This is a genomic window from Nonomuraea insulae (assembly GCF_042656245.1).
This window is the reverse complement of sequence record NZ_JBHSPA010000006.1, coordinates 379,970-406,187: the sequence shown is the minus strand read 5'-3', so window position 1 is coordinate 406,187 and position 26,218 is coordinate 379,970. Positions and strand designations below refer to the sequence as shown.

At 70.1% G+C, this 26,218-nt stretch carries 26 protein-coding genes; 13 read left to right on the top strand and 13 right to left on the bottom strand.

The window, feature by feature from the left end; genetic code table 11:
* The first annotated feature begins 2 nt into the window (after nt 1–2).
* Together ACFPZ3_RS04635 and ACFPZ3_RS04630 are read left to right on the top strand one after the other, a co-directional pair.
* Nucleotides 3–1,415: an amidase gene (locus tag ACFPZ3_RS04635; protein WP_379512674.1), complete on the top strand. Its 1,413-nt coding sequence runs from the start codon at nt 3–5 to the stop codon at nt 1,413–1,415.
* Between the two features lie 59 nt (nt 1,416–1,474).
* On the top strand, nt 1,475–1,822 hold the full coding sequence (locus ACFPZ3_RS04630; protein ID WP_379512673.1) for a YkvA family protein: 348 nt from the start codon (nt 1,475–1,477) through the stop codon (nt 1,820–1,822).
* Here ACFPZ3_RS04630 and ACFPZ3_RS04625 read toward each other — a convergent pair.
* From ACFPZ3_RS04625 to ACFPZ3_RS04610, 4 genes are all read right to left on the bottom strand, one after another.
* On the bottom strand, nt 1,819–3,015 hold the full coding sequence (locus ACFPZ3_RS04625; RefSeq protein ID WP_379512672.1) for an amidohydrolase family protein: 1,197 nt from the start codon (nt 3,013–3,015) through the stop codon (nt 1,819–1,821). The genes ACFPZ3_RS04630 and ACFPZ3_RS04625 overlap by 4 nt on opposite strands.
* A 156-nt stretch (nt 3,016–3,171) precedes the next feature.
* Entirely contained in the window at nt 3,172–3,915 is a 744-nt protein-coding gene (locus tag ACFPZ3_RS04620) for a tyrosine-protein phosphatase (protein ID WP_379512671.1), read from the bottom strand.
* Between the two features lie 10 nt (nt 3,916–3,925).
* Nucleotides 3,926–4,717, bottom strand: a complete 792-nt coding sequence (locus ACFPZ3_RS04615) for an SURF1 family cytochrome oxidase biogenesis protein (RefSeq protein ID WP_379512670.1) — start codon at nt 4,715–4,717, stop codon at nt 3,926–3,928.
* A gap of 38 nt (nt 4,718–4,755) precedes the next feature.
* Nucleotides 4,756–5,217, bottom strand: a complete 462-nt coding sequence (locus tag ACFPZ3_RS04610) for a winged helix-turn-helix transcriptional regulator (RefSeq protein ID WP_379512669.1) — start codon at nt 5,215–5,217, stop codon at nt 4,756–4,758.
* Nucleotides 5,218–5,275: 58 nt separating this feature from the next.
* Between ACFPZ3_RS04610 and ACFPZ3_RS04605 the strand changes: the two genes are divergently transcribed.
* From ACFPZ3_RS04605 to ACFPZ3_RS04595, 3 genes are all read left to right on the top strand, one after another.
* On the top strand, nt 5,276–5,791 hold the full coding sequence (locus tag ACFPZ3_RS04605; RefSeq protein WP_379512668.1) for a GNAT family N-acetyltransferase: 516 nt from the start codon (nt 5,276–5,278) through the stop codon (nt 5,789–5,791).
* On the top strand, nt 5,788–6,384 hold the full coding sequence (locus ACFPZ3_RS04600; protein WP_379512667.1) for a TetR/AcrR family transcriptional regulator: 597 nt from the start codon (nt 5,788–5,790) through the stop codon (nt 6,382–6,384). The genes ACFPZ3_RS04605 and ACFPZ3_RS04600 overlap by 4 nt, the downstream gene beginning before the upstream one ends.
* A 95-nt stretch (nt 6,385–6,479) precedes the next feature.
* Nucleotides 6,480–7,439 (top strand): NAD(P)-dependent oxidoreductase, encoded by a 960-nt coding sequence (locus ACFPZ3_RS04595; protein ID WP_379512666.1) that lies wholly within the window; start codon nt 6,480–6,482, stop codon nt 7,437–7,439.
* Here the strand turns inward: ACFPZ3_RS04595 and ACFPZ3_RS04590 are convergent.
* Nucleotides 7,436–7,738: a hypothetical protein gene (locus tag ACFPZ3_RS04590; RefSeq protein ID WP_379512665.1), complete on the bottom strand. Its 303-nt coding sequence runs from the start codon at nt 7,736–7,738 to the stop codon at nt 7,436–7,438. The genes ACFPZ3_RS04595 and ACFPZ3_RS04590 overlap by 4 nt on opposite strands.
* Nucleotides 7,739–7,846: 108 nt before the next feature.
* Between ACFPZ3_RS04590 and ACFPZ3_RS04585 the strand changes: the two genes are divergently transcribed.
* Nucleotides 7,847–9,289: a DUF7059 domain-containing protein gene (locus ACFPZ3_RS04585; protein WP_379512771.1), complete on the top strand. Its 1,443-nt coding sequence runs from the start codon at nt 7,847–7,849 to the stop codon at nt 9,287–9,289.
* Between the two features lie 274 nt (nt 9,290–9,563).
* Here ACFPZ3_RS04585 and ACFPZ3_RS04580 read toward each other — a convergent pair whose 3' ends face one another.
* From ACFPZ3_RS04580 to ACFPZ3_RS04570, 3 genes are all read right to left on the bottom strand, one after another.
* Entirely contained in the window at nt 9,564–12,569 is a 3,006-nt protein-coding gene (locus tag ACFPZ3_RS04580; RefSeq protein WP_379512664.1) for an AfsR/SARP family transcriptional regulator, read from the bottom strand.
* A 252-nt stretch (nt 12,570–12,821) separates the two neighbouring features.
* Nucleotides 12,822–13,466 (bottom strand): GNAT family N-acetyltransferase, encoded by a 645-nt coding sequence (locus ACFPZ3_RS04575; RefSeq protein WP_379512663.1) that lies wholly within the window; start codon nt 13,464–13,466, stop codon nt 12,822–12,824.
* A 141-nt stretch (nt 13,467–13,607) separates the two neighbouring features.
* Entirely contained in the window at nt 13,608–14,894 is a 1,287-nt protein-coding gene (locus ACFPZ3_RS04570) for a pyridoxal phosphate-dependent aminotransferase (protein ID WP_379512662.1), read from the bottom strand.
* 79 nt (nt 14,895–14,973) lie between these two features.
* On the opposite strand from ACFPZ3_RS04570, the gene ACFPZ3_RS04565 reads away from it, so the two are divergent.
* The 3 genes from ACFPZ3_RS04565 to ACFPZ3_RS04555 all read left to right on the top strand — a co-directional run bounded on the left by ACFPZ3_RS04565 (nt 14,974) and on the right by ACFPZ3_RS04555 (nt 17,814).
* Nucleotides 14,974–15,993: a LysR family transcriptional regulator gene (locus ACFPZ3_RS04565; protein WP_379512661.1), complete on the top strand. Its 1,020-nt coding sequence runs from the start codon at nt 14,974–14,976 to the stop codon at nt 15,991–15,993.
* Between the two features lie 117 nt (nt 15,994–16,110).
* Nucleotides 16,111–16,782 carry a ribonuclease HII gene (locus ACFPZ3_RS04560; protein ID WP_379512660.1) on the top strand — a complete coding sequence of 224 codons (672 nt, stop codon included), beginning with the start codon at nt 16,111–16,113 and terminating at the stop codon, nt 16,780–16,782.
* 51 nt (nt 16,783–16,833) lie between these two features.
* Nucleotides 16,834–17,814, top strand: a complete 981-nt coding sequence (locus tag ACFPZ3_RS04555) for an LLM class flavin-dependent oxidoreductase (RefSeq protein WP_379512659.1) — start codon at nt 16,834–16,836, stop codon at nt 17,812–17,814.
* A gap of 38 nt (nt 17,815–17,852) precedes the next feature.
* Here ACFPZ3_RS04555 and ACFPZ3_RS04550 read toward each other — a convergent pair whose 3' ends face one another.
* The 3 genes from ACFPZ3_RS04550 to ACFPZ3_RS04540 all read right to left on the bottom strand — a co-directional run bounded on the left by ACFPZ3_RS04550 (nt 17,853) and on the right by ACFPZ3_RS04540 (nt 20,947).
* Nucleotides 17,853–18,239 (bottom strand): SCO5389 family protein, encoded by a 387-nt coding sequence (locus ACFPZ3_RS04550; protein WP_379512658.1) that lies wholly within the window; start codon nt 18,237–18,239, stop codon nt 17,853–17,855.
* Nucleotides 18,240–18,330: 91 nt separating this feature from the next.
* On the bottom strand, nt 18,331–19,260 hold the full coding sequence (locus tag ACFPZ3_RS04545) for an ATP-binding protein (RefSeq protein ID WP_379512657.1): 930 nt from the start codon (nt 19,258–19,260) through the stop codon (nt 18,331–18,333).
* 313 nt (nt 19,261–19,573) lie between these two features.
* Nucleotides 19,574–20,947 (bottom strand): LCP family glycopolymer transferase, encoded by a 1,374-nt coding sequence (locus ACFPZ3_RS04540; protein ID WP_379512656.1) that lies wholly within the window; start codon nt 20,945–20,947, stop codon nt 19,574–19,576.
* Between the two features lie 127 nt (nt 20,948–21,074).
* Between ACFPZ3_RS04540 and ACFPZ3_RS04535 the strand changes: the two genes are divergently transcribed.
* A complete protein-coding gene (locus tag ACFPZ3_RS04535; RefSeq protein WP_379512655.1) occupies nt 21,075–21,803 on the top strand; it encodes a class I SAM-dependent methyltransferase in 729 nt (242 codons plus the stop codon).
* 32 nt (nt 21,804–21,835) lie between these two features.
* A complete protein-coding gene (locus ACFPZ3_RS04530) occupies nt 21,836–23,278 on the top strand; it encodes an MFS transporter (RefSeq protein WP_379512654.1) in 1,443 nt (480 codons plus the stop codon).
* On the opposite strand, the gene ACFPZ3_RS04525 is transcribed toward ACFPZ3_RS04530, so the two are convergent.
* Nucleotides 23,247–23,813 (bottom strand): thymidylate synthase family protein, encoded by a 567-nt coding sequence (locus ACFPZ3_RS04525; RefSeq protein ID WP_379512653.1) that lies wholly within the window; start codon nt 23,811–23,813, stop codon nt 23,247–23,249. The two genes, ACFPZ3_RS04530 and ACFPZ3_RS04525, sit on opposite strands and share 32 nt — an antisense overlap.
* 51 nt (nt 23,814–23,864) lie before the next feature.
* Nucleotides 23,865–24,536, bottom strand: coding sequence for a hypothetical protein (locus ACFPZ3_RS04520; protein WP_379512652.1), 672 nt, complete (start codon nt 24,534–24,536; stop codon nt 23,865–23,867).
* 142 nt (nt 24,537–24,678) lie between these two features.
* Between ACFPZ3_RS04520 and ACFPZ3_RS04515 the strand changes: the two genes are divergently transcribed.
* The gene (locus ACFPZ3_RS04515; protein WP_379512651.1) at nt 24,679–25,176 is read left to right on the top strand and encodes a flavoprotein; all 498 of its coding nucleotides are present in this window, start codon (nt 24,679–24,681) and stop codon (nt 25,174–25,176) included.
* A gap of 106 nt (nt 25,177–25,282) precedes the next feature.
* Nucleotides 25,283–26,212: a serine hydrolase domain-containing protein gene (locus ACFPZ3_RS04510; protein WP_379512650.1), complete on the top strand. Its 930-nt coding sequence runs from the start codon at nt 25,283–25,285 to the stop codon at nt 26,210–26,212.
* Nucleotides 26,213–26,218 lie beyond the last annotated feature (6 nt).

The following is a 26,218-nucleotide window of genomic DNA, read 5'->3' as shown; positions in this document are numbered from 1 at the left end:
GCATGGACGGGTTACTGAGACTGGACGCCGTCGGGCAGGCGAAGGCGGTCAGGGACGGCCAGGTGTCGGCACGGGAGCTCGCCGAGGCCGCGATCGCGCGCATCGAGGCCGCCGACGGCGAGCTGAACGCGGTCATCCACCGCCGCTTCGAACGGGCGCTGGCCGAGATCGACGCGATCCCCGCGGACGCGCCCTTCCGCGGGGTGCCGATCCTGCTCAAGGACCTGGGCTGGCGGGAGGCGGGGGAGCCGTACAGCGGGGGCTCCAACGTGCGCGACGGTCTGGAGGGGGCCGAGTCCTACGGCGTCGCACGGCTGCGCGAGGCCGGGTTCGTGCTGCTCGGGCGGACGAACACGCCCGAGTTCGGCAGCACGATCACGACGGAGCCGGTGGCGTTCGGGGCGACGCGGAATCCCTACGATCCCGCGTACTCGGCGGGTGGCTCCAGCGGCGGCTCGGCGGCGGCGGTGGCGGCCGGGATGGTCGCCCTGGCCACCGCCAGCGACGGCGGCGGGTCGATCCGCGTCCCGTCGTCCATGTGCGGCCTGGTGGGCCTCAAACCGACGCGGGGACGCGTGAGCCACGGCCCCCAGGGCGAGGGGTGGAGCGGGTTCTCCTGCCCTGGGTTCGTCAACAGGAGCGTGCGCGACGCGGCCGTGGCTCTCGACGTGGTCTCCGGCCGGTACCCGGGCGACCCGTACGACGCCCCCGCCCTTCCTGGGAGGCTGGCCGACGAGGTGGGCCGGGATCCGGGGAGGTTGCGGATCGGGTTCCTCACCAAGCACCCCAGGGGCGACGTGCCGGAGGTGCCCGAGCTGACCGAGGCCGTCACCGGGGCCGCCGCGTTGCTGGACTCGCTCGGGCACGAGGTCACGCCCGGCGGCCCCGGGGCGCTGGGCGACGGTGACTTCCCCCGCCATTTCGGGGCCATCGTGGCCGACAATCTGGCCGCGCACGTCGCCGCCCTGGGTGAGGCGCGCGGCAAGCCCGTACAGCCGGAGGAGCTGGAGACGCGCAACGCCGCCATGGTGGGCGCGGCCGCCCGGCACAGCGCGGCCGAGCACATCCTGGCCACGCAGTGGGTGGACGGCTTCCGGCGCCGCATGGCCGCCTGGTGGAGCGAGGGGCACGACCTGCTGCTGGTGCCGTCGATGGGGGCGGCGCCGTTCCCGCTGGGCTGGATCCCGCCCGACGACCTGAGCGTCGCCTTCGGGCGCACCTCTTACGTCGTGGCCTACACCTCGCCGTTCAACGCGACCGGGCAGCCGGCCGTGTCGCTGCCGCTGCACAGGAACGGGCTGGGGCTGCCGGTGGGCGTACAGCTCGTGGCCGCGGCGGGCCGGGAGGACCTGCTGGTACGGGTGGCGGCGCAGATCGAGTCGGCCAGACCGTTCGACCACGCGGCCCTGCCATGAAGGAACTCGTGGCCAGGCCGACGCGTTATATCGTGAGAATCGAGGGGTAGGGGGATCTCATGATGGCGAAGGCAGCACGGGCGGCAGCGGCGTGGCGCACCTACCGCGAGGTGACCAAGCCCGGTTCGCCCAAACTGATGACCAGGCTGCGCGCGATCCCCCGCATGGTGGGGTCGGTCATGCGCGGCAACTACGCGGGCATGGGCAAGGGCAAGCTCGCCCTGCTCGGCATGGGCGTGGTCTACCTCGTGTCGCCGATCGACGTGATCCCCGACTTCCTCATGGTGATCGGCGTCGTCGACGACTTCGGTGTGTTCCTGTGGCTCATGGCCTCGCTGCTCGGCGAGAGCGGACGCTACGTGCAGCACGAGCGCGGCGTCATCCAGGCCCGCCTGGAAGAAGGCTAGATCTCCTCCATCCGCAGCCACGCCCTCGACGGCAGCGGATGGCCGAACAGGCGGGCCGCGTTGCCGTAGGCGACTCTGGCGATGTCGGCCGGTGGGAGCGTTCCGAGATTGCGGGCCACCGACTGCTGCGTGTCGGGCCAGGTCGAGTCGGAGTGCGGGTAGCCGCTCTCCTGCAGCACGTGGTCGAGGCCGACCGCGAGCCGCACGCCTGACAGGGCGTGGTCGTCGAGTGTGCCGAAGAAGAAGTTGCGGCGCAGCACCTCGCTCGGCTTCAGCCCGCCCTCCCACTCCGCCTCGCCCGCGACCGGGTGGTCGAGGGCGTAGTCGGCGCGCTCGGCCAGCATGGGCAGCCAGCCCACCCCGCCCTCGACGATGAGGATGCGCAGCGAGGGGAAGCGCAGCGGCAGCCCCGACCAGAGCCAGTCGGCGCAGGCGAACATGGCGCTGGTGGGCATCAGCGTGGTGATGGCCTCGATGGGCGTGTCAGGGGAGGGCACGGGCGACCAGGAGGAGTCGCCGGTGTGCAGGCAGACGACGGTGCCGGTCTCCTCGCAGGCGGCGAAGAACGGGTCCCAGTGGCCGGTGTGGATCGAGGGCAGCCGCAGCCGGGTCGGGAACTCGGGGAAGACCACGGCCTTGAAACCCCTGGCGGCGTTCGCGCGGATCTCCTTGGCGGCCACGTCGGGATCGGGCAGCCACGGGAGTTGCAGGCCGACGATCCGCTCGGGGTAGGTGCCCGCCCAGACGTCGATGTGCCAGTCGTTCCACGCCTTGACCAGGGCCAGGCCCAGCTCCTGGTCGCGGGTCCTGGCGAACGGCATGCCCGACTGCTGGGCCAGCATGCCGGGGAAGCAGAGCGCGGCCCAGATGCCGGCCACGTCCATGTCCTGGATGCGGGCCTCGATGTCGTGGCAGCCGGGGCGCATCTGCTCGAACCTGACCGGATCGAGCGTCCACTGCTCTCTGGGCAGGCCCGCGCCCACGTCGATGCCGGCGCACGGGTAGGTGGCGCCGCTGTAGCGCCAGACCTGATGGCCCGCCTCCGTCTCCACGACCTTGGGCGCGACCTCGGCGTATTTCTCCGGCAATCGGCCTTCGAACAGGTCAGGAGGCTCGATCAGGTGATCGTCGGCGGAGATGATCACATAGTCGCGCCGCCTCGGGTCAGGGTCGGGGAGCAGCGGCGTAGTCACGCACGTAACCGTACGACGAGCGGATAACGTCGAACAAGCTGCGACGTATCCGTTGGGTATCCGAGATGGTCTGAACCCGGGATCGCCGGGAGGGGGATGGCTGGCGATCCCGGGAGTGGAGGGCCCGCTCGCGCAGGGACGGACCCGGTCATCCCGCTACCCCTCTGAGATCGGTTCAGTCAGCAAATGACGGCGAAGTTCGGCGATGGCGGCCGGAGAGAGTTGGAGCACCCGGGTGACGTATCTCTCGATGGAGCCGTGCCGGGCCGTGAGGTCGGTGAGGAAGAGGCGCATGGTCTCGGCGGGCGCGAGGCCGAATCCGGGCCACATGGGCGCGTCAGGGTGCCTCGTGCGCCAGTCGGTGACGAAGCGCTCGGTGGCCAGGCCGGTGAGCGCGTAGTCCGCCACGATGTCGTCCTCGCTCACGCCCGCCAGCGACAGCACCAGCGCGGTGAGCACCCCCGTACGGTCCTTGCCGGCGGCGCAGTGCACGACCACGGGCGCGTTGTCGGCCCGCGCGATCGTCTCCAGGGCGGTCCTGAGGTTCTCGACGCCGTCCTCGGTCACCTCCAGATAGCGATCGGCGAGATAGCGGGAGATGCCGATCTCCTCGCTGAAGACGGAGGTGTTCCAGCGCCGCCCCTCGATCGGCAGGTTCTGGTAGTGCTGTCCTTCGGTCTCCGGGACCCGTCCGGCCTTTTCGACCTCGAACGGGTGCCGCAGGTCGATGACGCTGCGCACGCGTAGCGCCTGGAAGGCCACCAGGTCGTCGCCGGCCAGCCAGCCGAGGGAGTCGGCCCGGTAGAACCGCTGCCACTTGACGGTGCGCCCGTCGTCGGCGGCATACCCTCCTACGTCGCGGAAGTTGCAGAGGTTGCTGAACTCAATGTGGCGGATCACCCTCAACAGCCTAATTGGCGGCGGTCTGCGCATCCGGGGTCGCGGGCGTCTCCTGGGACCTCTGTTCGGCCGCCTCGCGCCGGATCAGCAGGATCCACCCGCCGATCGCGATCCCGATGAACAACCACCACTGCACCCCGTAGGCCAGGTTGAGCCCGCCCCCGGCGCCGACGTCCGGCTCGGGGACCGGCGCGGGCGCCGCGGCGGGCTTGGGCTGCTGCTCGGTCAGCTCGACGTAGCCACCCACGAGCCGGTACGGGAGCCCCTGGCCGATCTGGTCGGCGTTGATCAGCAGCACCTGGCCGGCCGGCAGCCCGGAGCGCTCGCGGATCCCGCTGGACTCCTCGGTCTCGCTGAGCCGTAGCCGCCCCGTTACAGTTATCTGCCCGGTGGACGGGGCGGGCACCTCGGGGGCGGCGTCGGCGGTGGCGCCCGCGCGGACCCAGCCCCGGTTCACGATCACGGCCGTGCCCGCGCCGGTGACGAGCGGGGTCAGGACGTAGTAGCCGTTGACGCCGTCCTGGGGGCGGCGGCGTACGAGGAGGGCGTGGGCCGCGTCGTAGGTGCCGGCGACCGTGACCTTCCTGAACCGGTCGTCCTCCCCGACCTGCCGGCCCACCGCGGCGAGCCGCTCCAGGGGCACGGGCGCGGCCTCGATGTTGGCGCTCACCCGCTCGCTGTTGGCGGAGCGCTCCTCGAAGCGCCCGAACTGCCATCGCCCGAGGAAGACGAAGGCGGGAATGACCAGCAGCACCACCACGTGGAGCGCGAGCCATCGAGGCGTCAGCAGGAACCGGTACACGCCTCCAAGGGTAGGCACCGGCACCTGTGGTTCCGAACTCAGGCGCTCCCTGGAATGGGCGTGACCTCGCGCGGCCCGCCCACCTCGTGTCCGTCGGCGCATCGGAAGCGGAGCTCGATGGGGGCGCCGCAGTCGCGATGCGTGAGCAGCACCGGCGGGCCCTTGTCGTCCGCCAGGTGTTTGTCTCCCCAGTGCATGAGCGAGACCAGCAGGGGATAGAGGTCGCGGCCCTTCTCCGTGAGCCGGTATTCGTCGCGCTGCCGCTTCCCCGGCTCGCGGTAGGGCTCCTTGCGCAGCAGCCCCTCGTCGACCAGCCGGGCCAGACGGGCGCTGAGCACCTGGCGGGGGGCGCCGGTGATCGCCTGCATGTCGGCGAACCTGCGCACGCCACTGAACGCCTCGCGCAGAACCAGGAAGGTCCACTTCTCCCCGACGATGTCCAGGGTGCGCACGATCGAGCAATTGTCCACCCGGAAACCCATGCGGGATGGCATGTTCATTTTTGCATTATACCTGAGTTCAATTGACAGACTCAGCTTCGACGGGCACGCTGAGTCTATGCAAGGAACTCAGATCCGCCCGGCTCGTCAGGACGACGAGGAACGCGTAAGGCGCTTCCTGGCCGGGCTGACCCTGCACACCCAGACGCTCCGGTTCTTCACCGGCGTCTCGGCCCCCACCGCCGCACTCGTGCGCGTGCTGCTGGCCCTGGACGAGCGCCGCGACGCGATCGTCGCCACCACGGACACGGGTGAGATCGTCGGCCACGCCATGAGCTTCAAGGGCGACTGCACCGACGTGGAGATCGCCGTGGTGGTGGCCGACGAGTGGCAGGGGCGCGGGATCGGGCCCAGGCTGGTGGACACGTTGTTACTCAGGGCCTCCGTGCGGGGAGCGCGGAGCGTGGGCATGGACGTCCTGGGGGAGAACCGGCGCGTGCTCAGGCTCGTCCGCAGGCTCTGGCCCGACGCCCGGATGAAGGTCGTTTCCGGGGCCGTCGAAGTGACCGCTATGATCGATCAGGCTGGCCTATTTGCGGAACAAGGTTCTGGTAGCACACCATTGACAGTGTGAAGAGTGTCAAGAACGGACGCGACGGCCGCACCCGGATCATCGAGGGTGCCCTCCGCCGTTTCAGCCAGGACGGGGTTTCGGCCACCACCCTGGCCAGCCTGCGTGAGGAAAGCGGCGTCAGCGTCGGTAGCTTCTACCACCACTTCGCCAGCAAGGAGCACGTCTTCGGCGTGCTTTACGCCGAGATCCTCACCGCCTATCAGAGTTCCTTCCTCGCCGAGCTGGTCCGGCACGGGGAGGCCCGCGCCGGCATCGAGGCCGTCGTCGCCTTCCACATGCGGTGGGCCGGTGAGCACCCCGAGCGGGCCCGGCTGCTGATCAGTGAGCGGCCGCCGCGCAAGCACGAGCCGGGCGGCGCGGAGGTGGCGGAGGAGCGGCGCACGTTCTTCCGGCAGGTCTCCGACTGGTGGCGGCCACACATGAAGAACGGGCTGCTCCAGCCCGTCCACGCGACCATGTGCTACGTGTTGTGGCTCGGGCCCGCGCAGGAGATGTGCCGGTTGTGGTTCGCCGGGGCGCACACGCCCACCGAGGAAGAGATCCAGGGACTGGGCGAGGCCGCCTGGCAGAGCCTGCGCCAGCGCCCCGAATGACGCCACGCGTGAGCTGCGTCAACGCGGGGCGAGCAGGGTCTGGCCTGCGCGGGGAGCAATGATCTGAGCACCGTCTGTGGTGTTATTGTCCACATGTGAGACGACCTCGGGCGCTGGTGCTGCCCACCTTGCCGGAGAGCGCGCTCGCCCGACTGGGTGAGATCGCCGACCTGACCGAGGCTCCCGCACGACCGAACCTCGGTTTCACCGACGAGCAACTCGCCGACCTGGTCATCGAGACCGGAGCGACCGTGCTCATCACCGATGGCGACCAGGTGCGCACGTCAGTGCTCGGACTGCACCTGGACGTCGTGGCCACCATGGGACCGCCCGGCAGCGTGGACCTGGCGCTGGCGGCCGAGCGCGGGGTGACGGTCCTGTACGCCGTCGACCGCGACCCCGAGGCGGTCGCCGAACTGACGCTCGCCCTGCTGTTCGCCGTCTGCAGGAACATCGTCACCGCCGACAGGGAAGTACGCAGGGGGCAGGTCTACCACGGCGGGGTGCCGCCCGCGCAGCGCCACCGCGGCCGCCGGTTGTCCGGCAGGACGTTCGGCCTCGTCGGCCTCGGCCGCGTCGGCAGGGCGCTGCGCTGGCGCTGTGAGGGGCTGGGCATGCGGGTGATCGTCTGCGACCCGTTCGTGCCCGAGGCCACCCACACGCTCCCCGCGCTGCTGGCGGAGGCCGACGTGGTGTCCCTGCACGTGCCGCTGACGGAGGAGACGAGGGGGTTCTTCGGCTACTCCGAGTTCGGCTCGATGCGGCCGGGATCGATCTACCTCAACACCTCACGCGGGGCGCTGCACGACCTGAGGGCGCTGGTCGACGCGCTGCAATGGGGCCAGGTGGGCGGTGCCGGGCTCGACCACTTCGAGGGTGAGTGGCTCGACCGGGCCCATCCGCTGACCCGGCTGCCGAACGTGGTGCTGACGCCCCGGCTGGGCGAGGCCACCGGGGAGAGCCGGGAGGAGCTGGCGGAGACGCTGGTGGAGGACATCGCGCGGTTGTTGCGCGGGGAGGAGCCGGCGCACGCGTACCTGCCGGTCACCGCTTAGACGGCGGCTCGCAGGCGCGTCGGCACACGCCAGCTCGCCCGGTCGAGCGAGATGTCCAGCCGCAGGTCGCCACGCTGCCTGCGCAGACCCGGCACGCGTACGCGGTCGTGCACGTCGAACCTGCCCCGATGCGGATAGCCGAAGCCCAGCTCGCCGGGCAACACGCGCAGGTCGTCGCGGTTGCCGCAGCGCGGGCACGTCCAGGACACCAGGTCCATGCCGCGGTTGTAGTCGGAGCAGGCGCTGAAGTACTCGTCGGGCCCGAATCGGGACTCGCAGGCCAAGCAGGGGATCAGCATGGGTCCGCTCCTCGGAGGACGTGGTGACCCTTTAGAGATACCGCGCGTGACTTGTTCGCCGCTTGCAGAATGCTTGGGAGCTTAAGTAACAGTATGAGCACTGTCGGTATGGTGAGTCGGCGGTGCAAGGATGGTCTTGTGGAACGACTGCGCCATCACCTCCTCCGAACCGGCTACACGATCGACGGCGTACGCGAGCGCCTGGGCAGCATGGCCGCCACCGCCCTGGCTCGCGAGGAACTGATACCGGCCCTGCGCGCCACCGCGGACGGCGATCCGCTGGCGACCCTGATCAGGTTGTGGTGGCTGGGCGTTTCCGTCCCCGCCAAGGGCCTCGCGCCCGAGGTGCTCGAGTCGGGGCTGGTCACCGCCGAAGGTGACCAGGTCAGCGCCACCGTGCACCTCCAGCCGTGGGAGAGCGGCGGCTACCTGGTCTCCGACAGGAAAGTACGCCCGGGCGACCCCGCGCTGCGGCCCGACCACGTGGTGGGGGCCGGCGGCGCCTCGGCCAACCTGGCCCAGCTCGTCACCCGACGCCCGGTGGGCCGCGCGCTCGACCTGGGCACCGGCTGCGGGGTGCAGGTGCTGCACCTGGCCGGCCGGGCGGAGCGGATCGTGGCCACCGACCTCAACCCGCGCGCCCTGGAGCTGGCCCGGCTGAGCTGGGAGTTGTCGGGGGTGGAAGGGGCCGAGGGGATCGAGGCGCGGGCGGGGTCGATGTTCGAGCCGGTCGAGGGCGAGTTGTTCGACCTGGTGGTGAGCAACCCGCCGTTCGTCATCGCCCCGGCGCGTGAGGGGCGGCTGACCTATCGCGAGTCCGGCGGGGAGGGCGACGACTTCTGCCGCGACCTCGTCCAGCAGACGCCCCACCACCTCGCCCCCGGCGGCCAGGCGCACTTCCTGGCCAACTGGCTGCACGTCGAGGGCGAGGACTGGCACGACCGCGTGGGCGGCTGGTTGCGCGAGACCGGCTGCGACGCCTGGGTGGTCCAGCGCGACGTGCAGGACCCGGCCGAATACGTCGAGCTGTGGCTCAGGGACGCGGCCGTGCAGGGCACCAAGGAATACGCGGAGCTCTACGATCGCTGGCTGGCCTGGTTCGAGGAGCGCCGGGTCGAGGGTGTCGGGTTCGGCTGGATCACCATGCGCAACTCGGGCACGCTCGACCCGGTGGTCCGCGTGGAGCATCTCGCCCACCAGGTCGCGCTCCCGGTCGGCGACTACGTCGACTCCGTCGTCGACGCCATCGCCTCGGCGCATCGGGCGCAGGGGCTGGACGCCGCGCTGCTGCGTACCGTGGACGGGCTGCTCGACGAGCGGGTCGGGCTGCCGGGCGCGGAGGACCCGATCCGCATCGTGCTGCGCCAGACGCAGGGGCTGCGCCGCAGCAGGGAGGTCGGCACGGTGGAGGCCGCGCTGGCCGGTGTGTGCGACGGTGAGCTGGCGCTCGGGCCGCTGCTCAACGTGATCGCCGAGCTGGTGGGCGACGGTGAGATCGCCGACTCCGACGCGGTTCGGTCCCTCATCGCCGAGGGTTACTTCCTGCTTTAATCCGGCGTTGATTCGACGTTGACACCTTGGGTGGATGCTCTCAGTCAAGACACGGACCTGGGGGGTTCGAGGGCCGTGTCAGGTCCGGCCGGTCGTCCGTGTGAGGCGGCTAGCCGCCACGCGGAGCATCCGGATAACCGGGCCCCCTAGCGATGCGTGGTGGCAAGGATGATCGGCCGGGCTGAACACCATCGATCACGAGTTTCTTCGTGACTCCCTAAGGACAGCCTTGATCAACCATGTGTGGATGACACGTCTGGACGACGAGCTGTACTCAGGACTCGACGACGGACCCAGCAGTGGACCCGGCGACGGACCCGGCAGCGGGGATGCCGTCGAGCAGGACCTTGAGATCACCGGCCTCGGGAGCCCCGAGCCTGGAGAAGATCTCGTGAGCCCGCCCTAGGCAGTCGAGACTCCTCGTCGTGCTGCCGAGACCGAGCAGCGCCTTGCCGAGCACGGTGAGCGAGAGCGCCTCCCCGTACGGGTGGCCGATGTCGCGGGAGACCGTCAGGGCCTCCTCGGCGTGGCGTACGGCGTCGGGGTAACGCTTGGCCGCGATGAACGTCTCGGCCAGCCGGGAGCACACCCGCTGCTCCCAGACGCGCTGCTTGCTGGCGCGGAAATAGGCCAGGCACTCGGCGTGGTGATGGACGGCCTCGGTGAGCCTGCCCACGCGGCTGAGCACGATGCCGAGGTGGTAGCGGGCCCTGGCGGTGCCGGCGCCGCTGCCGATCTCGGTGAAGATGGCCAGGCCCTTCTCCGCCGCGGCGATCGCGTCTTCCGGCCGGCTCAGGCCGAGGTGGTCGCGCGCCGAGTAGCTGAGGACCAGCGCCTCGCCGGCCGGCACGCCGTTCTCGCGGTAGAAGCGCATCGCCGAGTCGAACAGCGCCAGCGCCTCGGTGTGCCGCCGCTGCCTGCCGACGACCACGGCCAGGGCGTTGAGCACCTCGCCGGTGACGATCTTCTCCTCGCGGCGCAGCGACAGGTCGTGGACGACCCTGAAGTGCTCCTCGGCGTCCTTGAGCCGGTTGCCGGCGAACAACACCCGGCCCAGCACGTAGCGGGCCCGCAGCTCGCCGGCCTGGTCGCCGATGTTGAGCGCGGTGGCCAGCACGGCACGGGTGCTGAGGTCGAACTCGCGGGTGTGGGTGCCCGACTCCAGCAGCGGCTCCATGGCCACCAGCAGGTCGGCGGCGGGCAGGAGCTGCTCGGCGACGCGGGCGGACGCGGCGGCCTGGTTGATGGCGGCGAACAACGAGTCGCCCTCGGAGATCAGCCAGGCGACGGCCTCGTCGGCGGTGGTGAACGCGCGCCCGGCGCCGACGACCACGAGGTTGGCCGGGATCATGCTGCCCTCGTAGGCCAGGCTGTGCGCGGACTGGGCCGAGGCCAGGTAGAAGCCGAGCAGGCGGCGCAGCGCCATCGTACGGGCCTGGGGCCGCTCGACCTTGTCCAGCACGCGCCTGGCGAACAGTTTGAGCAGGTCGTGGAAGCGGTAGCGGCCCGGCGCGGGCGCCTCCAGCAGGCTGGCGTCCACCAGCGACTCCAGCACCTCCTCGGCCTCGAACGCGCTCATCGACAACACCGCGGCGGCGGCCCCGGCGGAGATGTCGGGGCCGTTGGGCAGGGAGAGCAGGCGGAAGGCGCGGGCCTGGGTGGCCGAGAGCTGGCCGTACCCGAGCGCGAACGTGGCCTCCACGGCCAGGTTGCCCACGCGCAGCTCGTCGAGGCGGCGCTGCTCGTCGGCCAGCCGGGGCACCAGCGAGGCGACCGTCCATGAGGGCCGGGCGGCCAGCCGGGCGGCCACGATCCGGACCGCCAGCGGCAGGAACCCGCACGCGGCCACCACGTCCATGGCCGCGCCGTGTTCGGCGGAGACCCGCTCGGAGCCGGTCACCGTGGCGAACAGCGACAGCGCCTCGTCCGGCTCCATCACGTCCAGGTCGACCAGCCTGGCCGAGGGCAGGTCGGCCAGCTTGACCCGGCTGGTCACGATGGCCGCGCACCCGGGCGCGCCCGGCAGCAGCGGGCTGACCTGCTCGGCGTCGCGGGCGTTGTCCAGCAGCACGAGGATGCGCCGCTCGGCCAGGATGGAGCGGTAGAGCGCCGAACGTTCCGCCAGGCCGTCGGGGATGACGTCGACCGGGATGCCGAGCGCGCGCAGGAAGGCGCCGAGCGCCGACTCGGGCGCGGTCGCCTCGTCGGTGTAGCCCCGCAGGTCGGCGTAGAGCTGGCCGTCGGGGAAGAGGTCGCCGGCCAGGTGGGCCACGTGTACGGCCAGCGCCGTCTTGCCGACGCCTCCGATGCCGGAGATGGCCGCCACCGGCACGCCCTCGGCCGACAGGAGGCCGCGCAGGCGTACCGCGATCTCCTTGCGGCCGGTGAAGTCGCTGACCGCGGCGGGGAGCTGCGCGGGGCGCGGCAGCTCCAGCGCCGGGGGCTGCTGCTCCTCCTCGTCCAACTGCTCGTCCTCCTGGGTGACCTCGGCGGCGGCGAGCGTGGGGTCGGCGGCCAGGATGCGCTGGTGCAGGGTGGTCAGCTCGTGGCCAGGCTCGATGCCGAGCTCGTCGATGAGCGCCTCGCGCGTCTCGGTGAAGACGTTGAGCGCGTCGCCCTGCTGGCCGCAGCGGTAGTAGGCGAGCATGAGCTGGGCGCGCAGCCGCTCGCGCAGGGGGTGGTCGGCGGTCAGCGCGATCAGCTCAGAGACGATCTTGGCGTGGTTGCCCAGCTCCAGGTCCACGTCCATGAGCGTCTCGATGACGCTGATGCGCCGCTCGACCAGCCGGTCGCGCTGGTGCTCGGAATAGGGCCCGACGGTGCCGGCCAGCGGCTCGCCCTCGAACAACGCCAGCGCCTTCCGCAGGGCCCTGGCGGCCTCGGTGAGCCGGCCGGACCTGCGCGCGGCCTCGGCCTGGCCCATGCCGCGCTCGAACCGGGTCAGGTCGAGCGCGTCGTCGGGCAGCCGCAGCGCGTAGCCGCGGCCGATGGAGGTCAGCAGCTCGGGGCGGGAGCGCGCGGGGCGGTCGGGTTCGAGGACGGTGCGCAATCTGGAGACGTATGTGCGCAACGCGCCCAGAGCCCGTGGCGGCGCGTCCTCGCCCCACACCGCGTCGATCATCTCGTTGGGGGTGACCGCGTGGCCCTCCCGAAGGAGCAGCATGCCGAGAATGGAACGCTGCAGCGGGGTGCCCAGGTCGAGTTCCCGGTCATCACGCCACGCGCGGACAGGACCGAGCACGGCGAACCGCAGCCCGCCCTCAACGCTCTGACCAGCCATGCCGTCTGTCTCCAAGCCAATGGAACGATTTGTTACCAAATGATAGATCCATCATTGCTCGTCACCTAGATGTGGACTGATCGTTAACCGAGCCGTTGATCCGCCTTCAATCCGGTGTTGAGCGCGTCCCTGGATGCTGGTGGTCGGTCAGACATGCCACGCATCGCGGGGGCGTGTGTCATGTAGAGGGAACACAGGCGGGAAAAAATACAGACCCCGCCCTGGAATCGGGCGGGGCCGTGGTGGACGTTGTCAGGCTGCCTCGACCAGATCGAGCCTCATGAGCAGTCGTTCGCGTACGACCGGCCATTCGGAGTTCAGGATCGAGTAGAAGGCGGTATCTCGGACCGTGTCGTCGGCGCCTCGGCTGTCCGCTCGCCGCACCCCGTCGAAGTGCGCGCCGAGGGCCTCGATGGCGACCCGGGACCTGGTGTTGCGTACGTCTGCCTTCAGGGTGACGCGGTGGACGTTCCATGTCTCGAAGGCGTGCGAGAGCAGCAGGAACTTGCTCTCCCGGTTGACCCCCGCGCCCTGGGCGCCTGCGCCCAGCCAGGTGTAACCGATGTCGGCCACGGACGGAACGTCCCCCACGGCACCGCGTGTACCCGGAGGCCAGGGCATGGGGCCCTGCCAGTACTCCAGGTGCATGAAACGGGTGGCACCGACCACGCGGTCGGTGTTCAGCCACCGGATGGCGAAGGGCAGTGAACGGCCCTCCGCCTGCTCAGCCATGGCGGCCTCCACATAGGAGACCACCTCGTCCCGGCCATGCGGGACTCGGGTGAAGGCGTAAGTCGAACGGTCTTCACCCGCCGCGGCGACGAGGTCATCGACCGCCGCGAGGCTGAGAGGTTCCAGGCGCACGGAGCGCCCGGACAGGGTGACAAGAGCGGGCATGAGCACATGATGAGGGCTGCGTGCCGTCCATCGGAACCAGGCGTCGGCCCCAACTTTTCGGCGGTTTTGCTGACACTGTGTTTCCGCAGGTCAGAGGCCCCTTTTGGGGGATGGTAAACCCGCTCTTGGGGAAAGATTCGCCTAACCGTGGCATGGCTCCGGGACGAGCGCGGGGTGGCGTTCGCTCACCGCGCCGTGCCGGACGAGCGACAGCTCCTTCAGGCCACTCGAGAGCTGGTCGAGATTGGCCGCGATCCACGGAAGCCGAAGGGGATCGGGGCTGTTCAGAGCGGCCAGCCGCTCCTCCGCGGTGTCGCCGTAGAGCAGGCTCACCGCGACGCGTACCCGGGCGGCCGAGGGGTCGTCGCCGAAGGCGTGTCCCGGCAGGACTCCGATGCCGTGTTCCTCCAGCAGGATCTTGGTGATCTCGGCGGAGCCGCCGAGTCTCAGGTGGCTCAAATCGGGATAGAGGTAGAAGCCGCCCTGCGGGGCGGGCACACTGGCGCCGATCTCCACGAACCTCTCGCGTACGGCCCGCGCCATGGCGCCGTGCAACCGGCGGCTGCGCACGATGCGGTCGGTCAGCTCGGGCGGGTCGCCGAAGGCGTAGGCCGCGGCCTCCTGGACGGGCGCGGCGGGCGCCGACCAGATCTCGCTGGCCACCGCGAGCAGGCGCCTGCGCAGCGCGTGCCCGTTCTCCGGCAGCCGGGCCACGCCGATCCGCCAGCCGCCCAGAGCCAGGCTCTTGCTCAGCCCGGTGGTGATGATCGTGCGCTCGGGCGCGAGATCGGCGGGCGAGGTGTACGGCAGGATCGGGTCGTGCATGAGATCCCGGTAGATCTCGTCGGAGATGATCATCAGGTCGAGTTCCCTGGCGACCCGTACCAGACGGGCGACGGTCGCCGGCGTGGCCAGCCGTCCCGTCGGGTTGTCGGGCAGGGTGACCAGCACGGAGCTGACGATCCTGCCGTTCGCCCTGGCCCGGCGCACCTCGGTGGCCACCAGGTCGGGGTCGGGCACTCCGCCCTCTCCTGGCGGTGCGGGCACCAGGATTGGACGCGAGCCCACGAGATCGGCCTGCGCGGCGTAGCTGACCCAGCTGGGCATGGGCAAGACGATGTCTCCGCCGATCGCCAGGAGCAGGCCGTACAGCAGCGGCTTGCTGCCGGGTCCGCAGACGACCAGTTCGGGGTCGGTGAGGAGCCCCCGTCGTGTCCAGTGGCCCGCCGCCGCGGCTCGCAGCCCGGACGCCCCCGCGACCGGCCCGTAGCCGTTGCGCTCTGACGCGGCGGCCAGCTTGTCGCGCAGCGCCGGGTGGACGGGCAGACCGGCCTCACCGAAGGCCAGGTGCAGCACGCGCTCCCCGGCGCGTCGTCTTCGTTCGATGTCCTCGTTCGCCGCCAGCGTGGCGGAGAGAGTTACCGTCATGTGTGTCACGTTCCCAGGGTGGTTGGATGAAGGCATCAGCACAAGCGAGGCTTTTTGTGGGTAGGCATAAGGAAGTCCGATGCTCGAATTGCGCCGTTTGGTCCTGATCTGCGAGTTCGCTCGGAAGGGCAGTATCGCGGCGACTGCGGAGTCGCTCGGCTACAGTCCTTCGGCCGTTTCGCAACAACTCGTCGCGCTCGAACGCGAGACCGGCACGGCCCTGATCGACAGGACCGCGCGCAGCGCCGAACTCACCGACGCGGGACGCCGGCTGGTCACGCACGCCCAGCGCATTCTGTCGATGGTCGAGGAGGCCGAGTCCGACCTGTCCGCGCACGCGGGGACACCCGCGGGGCGCGTCGTGGTGACCGCCTTCCCGACGGCGGCGGTGGCCTTCGCGCCCGCGCTCGCGCGCTCGCTGCGCCGCCACACCGAGCTGGCGCTCAGGCTGGGGCAGAGCAGGTCGGGCCGGGGGATAAGAGAGGTGGAGTCGGGGGAGGTGGACATCGCGCTCGTCGACGACTGGTACGGCCGCGTACGCGACAGCGAGAGCCTGCGCGTCTTCCCCCTGCTGCGCGATCCCCTGGTGCTCGTCGTGCCGCGCAAACATCGCCTGGCCGACCCCGACGTGCCCGTCGACCTGCGCGAACTGCGGGACGAGCCGTGGATGGCCACCCCCGACGGCGAGCCCTCGCGACTGGCGGTGGACCGGCTGCTGGTGGACGTGGGCGGCACCCGGCCGACGCCGTGGGAGTTCGAGGGGCTGGGGACCATCCTGTCGCTGGTCGCCAAGGGGATCGGCATCGCCGCCGTCCCCGCGCTCGCGCTGGCCGCCGGGGTGCGGGGCCTGGCCGTGCGGCAGTTCCCCGGCAATCCGGTGGGGCGCGACGTGCACGCCGTGGCGCGCGGGTCCAGCGTGCACCGGCCGTCGGTGTCGGTGACGTTGCGGGCGATTCACGTGGCCGCCCGGTACATCGCGGCCGATCTCGAACCGGTGCGCCCGGCCGAGCGCACGCGGGACGGCGGGCCGGTCTTGGAGTGGGTCGGTGGCACGGTACCCTCCGCGGGCAGCTCGGTGGGGCGCTCGTTCGGGGAATGACATGGCTCTGGGTGGACGGCCGGCCGGTGGGGCGCTCGTTCGGGAATGACATGGCTCGGTGGGGTGCTCGTTCGGGAATGACATGGTGATCTCGGGGAGGCGGTAGCGTCTGCGTTCATGGCGCCGACGTACGACATCGAGCAGTTGCTGCTCTCCCAGCCGAGCACGCGCACGGTCGCGGGCGTCGATGAGGTGGGCCGCGGTGCGTGGGCGGGTCCTGTCACGGTCTGCGCCGTCGTCACCGACCTGTCCGAACCCCCGAAGGGGCTGACGGACTCCAAGCAGGTCTCCGAGGTCAAGCGCGGGCCGCTGGCCGCCGAGCTGGCCACCTGGGTGGCCGGCGCCGGCTTCGGCGAGGCCACGCACCAGGAGATCGACACGCTCGGCATGACGGAGGCCCTGCGCAGGGCCGCCCGCCGGGCGCTGGAGTCACTGCCGGTCCGGCCGGACGCGGTGATCCTGGACGGCAAGCACGACTACATCGGCGCGCCCTGGCCGGTACGCCTGGAGATCAAGGGTGACGCGGCGAGCATCTCGGTCGCCGCGGCGTCCGTGCTGGCGAAGGTGCGGCGCGATGCGTACATGGCGACGATCGGGTGTGAGGAGTACGGCTTCGCCGAGAACGCGGGCTACCCCTCGCCCGCGCACCAAGAGGCCCTGGCCCGGCTCGGGCCCACCCCGCATCATCGGCTTTCCTGGTCATACCTGGACGACCTGCCCCAGTGGCGGCACTTGAAGCATCACCGGGACCCGATGGCGATCGAAGGGCAGGCCAGCCTCTTCGCATAGGTCCGCGTGTGGCGCACGCATTCGTGGCCGCGATCGGTCATCATTCGGGGAATGCGGATCGGGGTCTTTGTCGTCGCGGGACTGTTTCCCGGGCAGGAAGCCGGACGGGTGCTGACGAACGCCGTCGAATGGATCGTCGCGGCCGAGGAGTCGGGGTTCGACGACGCGTGGATCGCCGAGCACCACTTCATGCCCTATGGGGTGTGCCCGTCTCCCACCACGCTGGCGGCGGTGGCGGCCGGCCGCACCACGCGGATCGGGCTGGGCACGGCCGTCAGCGTGTTGTCCAGCCAGCATCCCGTGGCGCTCGCCGAGCAGGCCGCCATGTTGCACCACCTGTCCGGCGGGCGGTTCACGCTCGGCGTGGGCAGGGGCGGGCCCTGGGTGGACCTGGAGGTGTTCGGGACCGGGCTCGAACGGTACGAGCGGGGGTTCGGGGAGTCACTCGACCTGCTGCTCGACGCCCTGTCGGGTGGCTCCGTGGCCGCTGACGGGGAGTTCTTCCGGTTCAGGGAGGTGCCTGTGGTGCCCTCTGTCCGGATGCGGCCGGTGGTCGCGTGCACCTCGGCGGGGACCGTCGGGCTGGCCGCCTCGCGCGGGCTGGCGATGTTGCTGGGGCTGCACGTCGGGGACTCGGAGAAGGCCGCGCTGGTACGGCAGTACCGCGAGCGCGGGGGGCCGGCGGCCGGGCATGTGGCGGCGGGGGTGGCGTATGTGGCCGACTCCACGGGTGCGGCCGTGCGGGAGCTCAAGGAGGCCATGCCGTCGTGGCTGGGGCCGGGGCTGGCCGGGTACGTGCCGGTGGACGATCGGCCGCGGAGCCCGCGGGACGCCCGAAAATATGTGGATTTGTTGGCAGATATCCATCCGGTGGGGTCGGCCAAACACTGCGCGGAGACCCTCCGGCGTACCGCGGAGAGCACCGGCATCGAGCACTTCATCCTGCTCATGGAAGGGCTGGGTGAGCACCGGCGGACCCTGGCGAACATCAGGAGGTTCGGCGCCGAGGTGCTCCCGCTGCTGCGCGGGTGACCCGGCGAGCCGGGCGGGACCGGCTCGCCGGACGGGGCTCAGCAGTCCACGAGCTCCGGTTTCTGGTTGAGGATCTGAGCGCGCGGGGTGACGAAGTCAGACAGAGCCTTCGTCGCCCCCGGGTCGAAGACGGCCACCCGGTGGCAGTTCTGGAAGGCCAGGCGCACTCCGTAGTGACGCTCCAGCGCGCCGCGCATCGAGTCGCTCGCCAGGCAGCGCAGGAGCTGGCCGCGCGCCTCCTCGGACGGCGGCGGCACCTGGTTGTCGGCGAACTCGGCCCCGCTGTGCTCACGCTGCTTGACCAGCTCGCTGATCAGCGACCACGCGTAGGGCAGTGAGTCGCGTACGCAGGCGAGAAACGCCGCGTCGTCCACTTCACCGGCTCTGGCCTGGTCGAGCAGATCGTTCGGGACGGTCAGCGACATGCTGTCTCCTCTCGAAGGGGGGGTCAAAACTGACGCTAGGTCGGAAAAGGGAAAGGCTCCAGAGACCTGGCGGGAACAGTCATGTGGTCGGTCAGGGGCCGTAGACGAAGTCCGGGTCCACCTGCTCGGCGAGGTCGCAACCGGCCCTGTCGTTGCCCCAGGCCTTGGCGTTGCGCAGGTGGAACTCGACCGTCTGGCGGCCGAAGCGCGGCCAGTCCTTGTCCTGCTCGTCGAGGGTCTTGCGGAGCACGGCCAGTGCGTCCGCGTTGGCCGGCTCCAGGTCGTCGAGGGTGAAGTGGCGGCCCTGCTCCATGGCGCGGACGACGGAGGAGTGCTCCATCCAGGTGAGGAGATCGTCACCTACGTGCTCGCGCAGGAAGTCCACGTCGGAGACGCCGTGCACCTTGTTGCCGATCACGGCCAGGGCGACGCCGTACTTGGCGGCGTAGTCGCGGTACTGCCGGTAGACGCTGACGCCCTGCCTGGTCGGCTCGGCCACCAGGAACGTCAGGTCGAAGCGGGTGAACAGGCCCGAGGCGAAGGAGTCGGCGCCGGCGGTCATGTCCACCACGACGTATTCGCCCGGGCCGTCGATCAGGTGGTTGAGCAGCAGCTCCACCGCGCCGACCTTGGAGTGGTAGCAGGCCACGCCCAGGTCGTCCTCGCTGAACGGGCCCGTGGCGAGCAGGCTCAGGCCGTCGGGGGTGGTCAGGGCGTGGGGGTCGTCGGCCAGGTCCTCGAAGCTCAGGAGCGTGGAGCCGCGGCCGGGCGGGGTGGTCTTGACCATCGCCTCGGCCGAGGGGATGCGGGGGTTCGTGCCGCGCAGGCGGTCCTTGATCTCGGTGAGGTCGGATCCGAGGGGGTCGGGCTGACGGTCGAGGCCGAGCACCAGGGCCAGGTGCTGGTTGATGTCGGCGTCCATGGCGACCACCGGGCCGCCCTGGCTCGCCACGTGCCTGGCGAACAGGGCCGACATCGTCGTCTTGCCGCTGCCGCCCTTTCCGACGAACGCCACTCTCACTTCGCGCTCCAGGTGAGGATGAAAATCGTTTCCGTTTGGGACGGTCCTCATCATGCCACATCCCGTCCCGTCGAACCCCCACAACCGCCCCAGACGCTTTTCCACCGCCCCCTCGCGCCGCCCTTTCGCCGACCTCCCCCGCGCCACACCGGGGATACCGGGGGAGAGGTGTTGCTGGAAGCCGCCACCCGCCACCCGCCAGCCGCCGCCCGCCACTGTCGCCACCGTCGTCGCCACCGTCACTGTCGTCGCCACCGTCGCCACCGCCGGTGGGGAGGTGCAGGGGTGTTGTGGTGAGAGTGGGGGCGAGGGGTTAGGTGCAGGTGGTGTCGAGGTTGATTGGGGTGGTGCCGGTGGGGGTGGCTGAGGGGGTGGGGGCGGTTCGGGTGGAGGAGGAGTGTTCCTCCAGGGCGCCGGTGACCTTGCGGCGGATGAGGTACCAGTCCGGGTCGGCGGTGCTGATGAGCGGCGGTACGAAGCTGAGGCTGCGCATCTTCGCGTCCTTGACCTTCTGCGACAGGTCCACCACGGCAGGCAGGAGGTCCTGGGGCAGGTCGGTGGAGATGGCGCGCTTCGTGGCGGCGGCGAGGCGTTCGAAGCTGTTGAGCACGGTCAGCGGGTCGGCCTGCTTGGCGACGGCGTTGAGCAGGCACTTCTGGCGCCCCATGCGTACATAGTCGTCGCTGTCGGTACGGGAGCGCCCGTACCAGAGGGCCTCCTCGCCGGACAGTTTACGGGTGCCGGCGGGGAGCAGGCCCTCGCGGCGCTTGCCGTACACGATGGGTTCCTTGATGGTGACCCGCACGCCGCCCATGGCGTCGATGATCTCCGCGAAGCCCTTCATGTCCACCATCGCGTAGTAGTTCACGGGCAGGCCGAGGATGTCGCTGATGGTCTGCTTGAGCAGGGCGGGGCCGCGCTTGCCCTTCTCCACACCGGGCACGATCTCGGGATGGTCCTCGGCGAACTGGAAGACCTCGTTGAGCAGGCCCGGTGTGTCCGGTCCCGCGCCGGTGAAGCCCGAGGGGAAGCGCGCCCTGGCCGGACCCTCGGGGAGCCGGACCTGCTGGAGGTTGCGCGGCAGGCCGAACAGGACGGTCGCGCCTGTCTCCACGTCCACGCTGGCCACGGTCATGCTGTCGGTGCGCACGCCGGGCCGCCCGGGAGCCGCGTCCGCGCCGACGAGCAGGAAGTTCACCCGGTCGGCGCCGTTCCATGGGTCCTCGGCCAGGATGGGCGCGGCGGTGCCGTTGCGTGAGAACAGGGTGTCCACGACGTCGCGCGACAGGTACGCGAGCCTGGTGGCGTACGCCGTGGGCGCCAGCACGAGCGCGCAGAGGGCGACGGCCAGCGCGGTGGTCAGGACCCGGCCGATGGTGTCGGAGCGGGCCGGACGTACCAGGATGAAGGACCAGATGATCACCCCGGTCCAGGCGAGCGCGATCACCACCAGCGCGACCGTGAGCCAGGTGAGCCACTGCGGCTGGACGGCCAGGGACAGCAGGTTGGCGCTGAAGGCGGTGAACACGGTCAGCACGGCCGCGATCAGGAGCACGTACGCCACCATGAGTGCCAGACCGGTCTTGCGGCGCTCCGCGGCGAGGTGCGCCACGCCCCACAAGACGGTCGAGGCGAGCGTCAGCGCGATGCTCGCGCCGAGCCCGAATCGTCGATTTACTCCCGTCATACCTGGTCAAACCCCCACTGTGCGCCCATCCAAGCCACCCTAGTAATGCGTGGTGCGTGAGAGTCGGTGCGAAAGGGAAGGGTTCGGTCAATTCCCGGTCAAGACAACCTTGAGATATAACGTGATTTTGAGCAAGCGGCACGGCAGTTATGGGTTCGACGCGCCCTGGGCACTGGTCGGTTTGCTTTTCGGAGCGATCGTGCTGGGCGGTCTGGCGGCGGTCTCGTTCGCCTTCGACATCCTCGCGGCGGGCATCGCCTTCCTCGCCGGTGGGCTCTACACGCTGGCCAGCGCGGTCAGCTACGTCTACACGACGCGGCGCGGCAAGTTCGCCGTCTGGCATGAGGAGCTCCAGCGGCTGCGGGGGGACGAGCGGCTGCTCGACCTCGGCTGCGGCCGGGGAGCGGTGCTGCTGATGGCGGCCGCGCGGCTGGACAAGGGCACGGCGACGGGCATCGACCTGTGGCGCGTCAAGGACCAGTCGGGCAACGAGGAGCCGGTGACCAGGGCCAACGCCGAGGCGGAAGGCGTCTCGGAGCGGGTGGAGCTGATCACGGGCGACATGCGCGACCTGCCCTTCGGCGAGGGGTCGTTCGACGTGGTGGTGTCGAGCCAGGCCATTCACAACATCCCGGGCGAGGAGGGGCGGGCGCAGGCCGTACGGGAGGCGTATCGGGTGGTGCGGCCCGGCGGGCTGATGTTGATCGCCGATTTCCAGCACACCCCCGCGTACGAGAACACGCTGCGCGAGATCGGCGTGACCGACGTGCGGCGGCGGGACGCGGGCTGGCGGTTCTGGTACGGCGGCCCCTGGTTCGCCACCGGCATCCTGGAGGCCAGGAAGCCCGCCGGTTAGGGAGATCGTTCGCCGGGTAGCGAGAAGATCCTATGAGCGACGTGGAAACCGGCACCATCACCACGAAAGTACCCGCCCGGCTGGACCGGCTGCCCTGGTCGCGATGGCACTGGATGATCGTCATAGGGCTCGGCACCGTCTGGATCCTCGACGGGCTGGAAGTCACCATCGTCGGCAACCTGTCCGGGCAACTGGCCAAGCCGGGCAGCGGCCTGGACATCACCCAGGCGCAGGTCGCGGGCATGGCCGCCGCGCTCTACGTCGCCGGAGCCTGTACGGGCGCGCTGTTCTTCGGCTGGCTGACCGACAGGTTCGGCAGGAAGAAGTTGTTCATCATCACGCTGGTCGTCTATCTGGCGGCCACGCTGATGACCGCGTTCTCCTTCAGCGCGTGGTGGTTCTTCCTGTTCAGGTTCCTGACGGGCTTCGGCATCGGGGGCGAGTACGCGGCCATCAACTCGGCCATCGACGAGCTCATCCCGAGCCGCCACCGGGGCCGCATCGACATCATCATCAACGGCAGCTACTGGCTCGGCGCCGCCGGAGGGGCGCTGCTGACCGTGCCGCTGCTGAACGACCTGCCGGTCAACATCGGCTGGCGGGTGGCGTTCGGGCTGGGCGTGGTGCTGGGGCTGGCCATCCTCCTCGTACGCCGCCACGTCCCCGAGAGCCCGCGCTGGTTGTTCATCCACGGCAAGGGCGAGGAGGCCGAACGCATCGTCGACGACATCGAGCACCAGATCGGCAGGGACGACCTGCCGGAGCCGGACCGCTCGATGACCGTCCACCAGCGCAAGTCGATCGGCTTCGTGCGGATCGCGCACACGATGGTGGCCCTCTATCCGAAGCGCACGGTGCTGGGGTTGTCGTTGTTCATCGGGCAGGCGTTCCTCTACAACGCGATCACCTTCGGGTACGCGCAGATCCTGGGCACGTTCTTCCACATCGACACGCAGACGGGCTACTACTTCGCGGTCATCGCCGTCGGGAACTTCCTCGGCCCGCTGCTGCTCGGCCACCTCTTCGACACCGTGGGCCGGATTCCGATGATCTCGGCCACGTACATCGGGTCGGGGTTGCTCCTGCTGGGGACGGCGTGGCTGTTCAACGAGGGGGCGCTCACCGCGGTGACGCTGACGGCGTGCTGGTGCGCGGTGTTGTTCGTGGCCTCGGCCGGGGCGAGTTCCGCGTACCTGACGGTCAGCGAGATCTTCCCGATGGAGACCAGGGCCCTGGCGATCGCGTTCTTCTTCGCGATCGGGACGGGCGCGGGCGGCATCGCGGGGCCGCTCGTCTTCGCCTCGCTGGTCGAGACCGGGGTGCCGGGGGACACGGCGCTCGCGTTCACGATCGGCGCACTGGTGATGATCGCCGGCGGGCTCGTCGAGCTGTTCCTGGGGGTCAAGGCCGAGCGCAGGGGGCTGGAGGACATCGCCGCGCCGCTCACGACAGCCGAGGTGACGAAGGCCGCATGACCTCCCAGGCGTGGGGGCTGTCGGCCAGGTAGAGGTGCGGCACGTCCACGAACACCCGCATCGGGCCCGGCTCGATCCCGAGCTTGCCCGCCATGCTCGCGTGCACCTCCGAGAGCGGCAGGTAGTTGAGGTAGCTGGTGAAGGCGTTCTGGGAGCGGAAGGTCGCCGTCATGACCAGCGCGCCCTCCCTGATCCTGAACGCCAGCCCGATCAGGCACGGCACCGCGTCATAAGCCTCGCCGGGCGCGGTCAGCGAGATCCACGCACTCTTGCTGTACGGCTTGACCCGCAGCAGATCGGCCGCCCACCCGAGCTGCCCCCCGATCCTGGCCCCATAGCTGTACTTGAACGGCGGCACCACCACCTCCTCACTGAACTTCCTGCGGTAGAGGGCCAGCCGGTCCGCGTCACCGTGCCGCGCGATGATCGGGTCGTCCCCGCTCACCCGCGCGATCTCGAACAACACGGACGGCCCCTCGATGACGGGACCCCGATCGTCGTCGGCGAGCGTGCCCGCCGACCAGACATGGCGCATCAACCAGATCCACGCCTCCCCACATGACGCCCAATGTGCTGGGCCGGGCATTCAACTCTCCAAATTCGGGAACCGGTACGGATTGCGAGGAAGCCGCCGCCGCCGGGTGACGTTGCAGCGGATGTAGTAGACGGCGTAGTGGACCAGCGCGACGAGCAGGATGCCGGTCATGAGCATGAGCGCGTTCGGCTCCTGGCCGCTGAGGCCGGTGACGCCGACGGTCAGGTAGGTGGAGTTGACCGTCGCCATCACCATGACGTTGATGCCGGGCCAGGTGAGGGGCGCGTAGGTCTCGGGGAAGCGCGGGTCGATCGGGAGGTTCGGGCTCCAGTCGAGGTCGTCCCTGAGCTTGGTGGCGTACAGCAGGCGGAAGTTGTTGATCGCCCGCGCGGTCCTGGCGTGCGCGTTGACGGCCTCGATGAGGCGCAGGAACGGCAGCACGCTGAGCAGGCCGAACGCGGTGACCAGGGCGAACAGGTACCACGGCACGTCCTGCCACCTCGTCAGGCTCTGCGGGTCGACGACCTTGGCGCTGGCCAGGGCGATGGCGGCGAGGAACGGGCCCGACAGCAGGCTCAGCGAGAGCCTGGTCATCTTCAGGCGCTCTTCCTTGGCGGCGAGATGGACCGCGTAGACGCCGGTGAAGTCCACGGCGGCAAGCTGGAGGAACTGGCCCGGCGCCAGGTCGGTCTCCCTGGCCATGCGAGGGGGCGTCTTTCGCATGAGCGTGCTCCTGGTGTGTGTGGCTCCAGTATGAGCACTCTTCTCGGGAATTGGCGGCGATTATTACCAATTGTTCCAACAAATCTCAACCGACCGCGGTTAGGCCGGCCTCTTCGTCCATTCGTCGGACAGGATGCACCTTGTGAGTGAATCAGCGGGCAAGGAGCTCTACCTCGTCGTCTGTGCCGCAGAAGCCGCGGTGGACGCCGGCCGTCTCGTCACCCTGGCGCAGGAGGAGGGGTGGATCGTGCAGGTCGTGGCCACGCCGTCGGCGCTGGACTTCATCGACGCCGCCGCGTTGGAGAAGCAGACCGGGCGGCCGGTGCGCAGCCAGTACCGCAAACCGTCCGAGCCGAAGCCGCCCAGGGCCGACGCCATCATCGTGGCGCCGGCGACGTACAACACGATCAACAAGTTCGCCCACGGCATCGCCGACACCTACGCGCTGGGCATCCTGGCGGAGGCGCCGGGGCTGGGGATCCCGGTGGTCGTGCTGCCGTTCGTCAACCGGGCGCTGGCCGGGCGCACACCGTACCGGCGCAGCGTGGCGGACCTGCGGGCCGACGGGGTCCGCTTCGTACTCGACCCGGACCCCGACCCCTGGGCGCGGGCACTGGCGGAACTCGGCGTCAAGCCCTGACCAAGGTCTTTTGTAAGTAAGAACGGATCTTACTTTCGGAATTGTGTCTGACACCGTGTGATGGTTTATGCCAGGATGTGCCGACTTCTGGGGGTGCGTTGTGGGAATGGCAGAGCGGATCGACGCGGTGCTGGGTTCGGGGCGGGCGTCCGGCCTGCACGGGCTTGTCGTGATGAGGGGCGGGGAGGTGGTGGTCGAGTGGTACGGGGCCGGGGTCGATCATCATCTGAACGAGTCGCTGGGGCATGTGGTGTTCGATCGGGACACCCTGCATGATCTGCGGTCCGTGTCCAAGAGCGTGGTGGCGCTCGTGTACGGGATCGCGCTCGGTGAGGGCCTGGTGCCGGAGCCGGGGGAGTCGTTGATGCGGCAGTTCCCGGAATTTCCGGACCTGGTTCCCGGGCGGGAGCACCTGACCATCGAGCACGCCCTGACCATGACGCTCGGCATCGAATGGCGGGAGGACCTGCCCTACACCGATCCGGCCAACGGTGAGATCGCGATGGAGTTCGCGCCCGACCGGCATCGGTACGTGCTGGAGCGGCCCGTCGTCGAGGAGGCCGGCAAGCGGTGGAGCTACTGCGGTGGCGCCTCCGCCCTGGTCGGGGAGATCGTCAGCCGGGGAGTGGGACGGCCGATGGACGACTACGCGGGGGAGCGGCTCTTCGGCCCCCTCGGGATCTCCGAGTACTTCTGGTCCCGGGGGGACGACGGTGTTCCGAGGGCCGCGTCGGGGCTGCGGTTGCGGCCGATCGACCTGGCCGCCGTCGGGCAGCTCGTGCTCGACGGCGGCCGGGACATCGTGCCGGGTGAGTGGATCCGGGAGGTGTTGCGGGCCCGGGTGGTGGTGGGGGACTGGGCGGAGTACGGCTACCAGTGGTATCTCAACGGCGGCCGGGCCGAGTGCATCGGGAACGGTGGGCAGCGGCTGGTCGTGGTACCCGGGGAAGAGCTGGTCGTGGCCGTGACGGCCGGTGAGTACGACGAAGGGCAGGGGAGCTCGCAGGCCGTGCTCGACGCCGTGCTCGGCGCGTAGCCCCCA

Excerpts from the sequence above, each read along its gene's own strand:
- ACFPZ3_RS04635 (WP_379512674.1), top strand. The coding sequence starts at position 3 with ATGGACGGGTTACTGAGACTGGACGCCGTCGGGCAGGCGAAGGCGGTC.
- ACFPZ3_RS04630 (WP_379512673.1), top strand. The coding sequence starts at position 1,475 with ATGATGGCGAAGGCAGCACGGGCGGCAGCGGCGTGGCGCACCTACCGC.
- ACFPZ3_RS04610 (WP_379512669.1), bottom strand. The coding sequence starts at position 5,217 with ATGAACATGCCATCCCGCATGGGTTTCCGGGTGGACAATTGCTCGATC.
- ACFPZ3_RS04605 (WP_379512668.1), top strand. The coding sequence starts at position 5,276 with ATGCAAGGAACTCAGATCCGCCCGGCTCGTCAGGACGACGAGGAACGC.
- ACFPZ3_RS04590 (WP_379512665.1), bottom strand. The coding sequence starts at position 7,738 with ATGCTGATCCCCTGCTTGGCCTGCGAGTCCCGATTCGGGCCCGACGAG.
- ACFPZ3_RS04585 (WP_379512771.1), top strand. The coding sequence starts at position 7,847 with ATGGTGAGTCGGCGGTGCAAGGATGGTCTTGTGGAACGACTGCGCCAT.
- ACFPZ3_RS04580 (WP_379512664.1), bottom strand. The coding sequence starts at position 12,569 with ATGGCTGGTCAGAGCGTTGAGGGCGGGCTGCGGTTCGCCGTGCTCGGT.
- ACFPZ3_RS04575 (WP_379512663.1), bottom strand. The coding sequence starts at position 13,466 with ATGCCCGCTCTTGTCACCCTGTCCGGGCGCTCCGTGCGCCTGGAACCT.
- ACFPZ3_RS04570 (WP_379512662.1), bottom strand. The coding sequence starts at position 14,894 with ATGACGGTAACTCTCTCCGCCACGCTGGCGGCGAACGAGGACATCGAA.
- ACFPZ3_RS04565 (WP_379512661.1), top strand. The coding sequence starts at position 14,974 with ATGCTCGAATTGCGCCGTTTGGTCCTGATCTGCGAGTTCGCTCGGAAG.
- ACFPZ3_RS04560 (WP_379512660.1), top strand. The coding sequence starts at position 16,111 with ATGGCGCCGACGTACGACATCGAGCAGTTGCTGCTCTCCCAGCCGAGC.
- ACFPZ3_RS04555 (WP_379512659.1), top strand. The coding sequence starts at position 16,834 with ATGCGGATCGGGGTCTTTGTCGTCGCGGGACTGTTTCCCGGGCAGGAA.
- ACFPZ3_RS04550 (WP_379512658.1), bottom strand. The coding sequence starts at position 18,239 with ATGTCGCTGACCGTCCCGAACGATCTGCTCGACCAGGCCAGAGCCGGT.
- ACFPZ3_RS04540 (WP_379512656.1), bottom strand. The coding sequence starts at position 20,947 with ATGACGGGAGTAAATCGACGATTCGGGCTCGGCGCGAGCATCGCGCTG.
- ACFPZ3_RS04530 (WP_379512654.1), top strand. The coding sequence starts at position 21,836 with ATGAGCGACGTGGAAACCGGCACCATCACCACGAAAGTACCCGCCCGG.
- ACFPZ3_RS04525 (WP_379512653.1), bottom strand. The coding sequence starts at position 23,813 with ATGCGCCATGTCTGGTCGGCGGGCACGCTCGCCGACGACGATCGGGGT.
- ACFPZ3_RS04520 (WP_379512652.1), bottom strand. The coding sequence starts at position 24,536 with ATGCGAAAGACGCCCCCTCGCATGGCCAGGGAGACCGACCTGGCGCCG.
- ACFPZ3_RS04510 (WP_379512650.1), top strand. The coding sequence starts at position 25,283 with ATGGCAGAGCGGATCGACGCGGTGCTGGGTTCGGGGCGGGCGTCCGGC.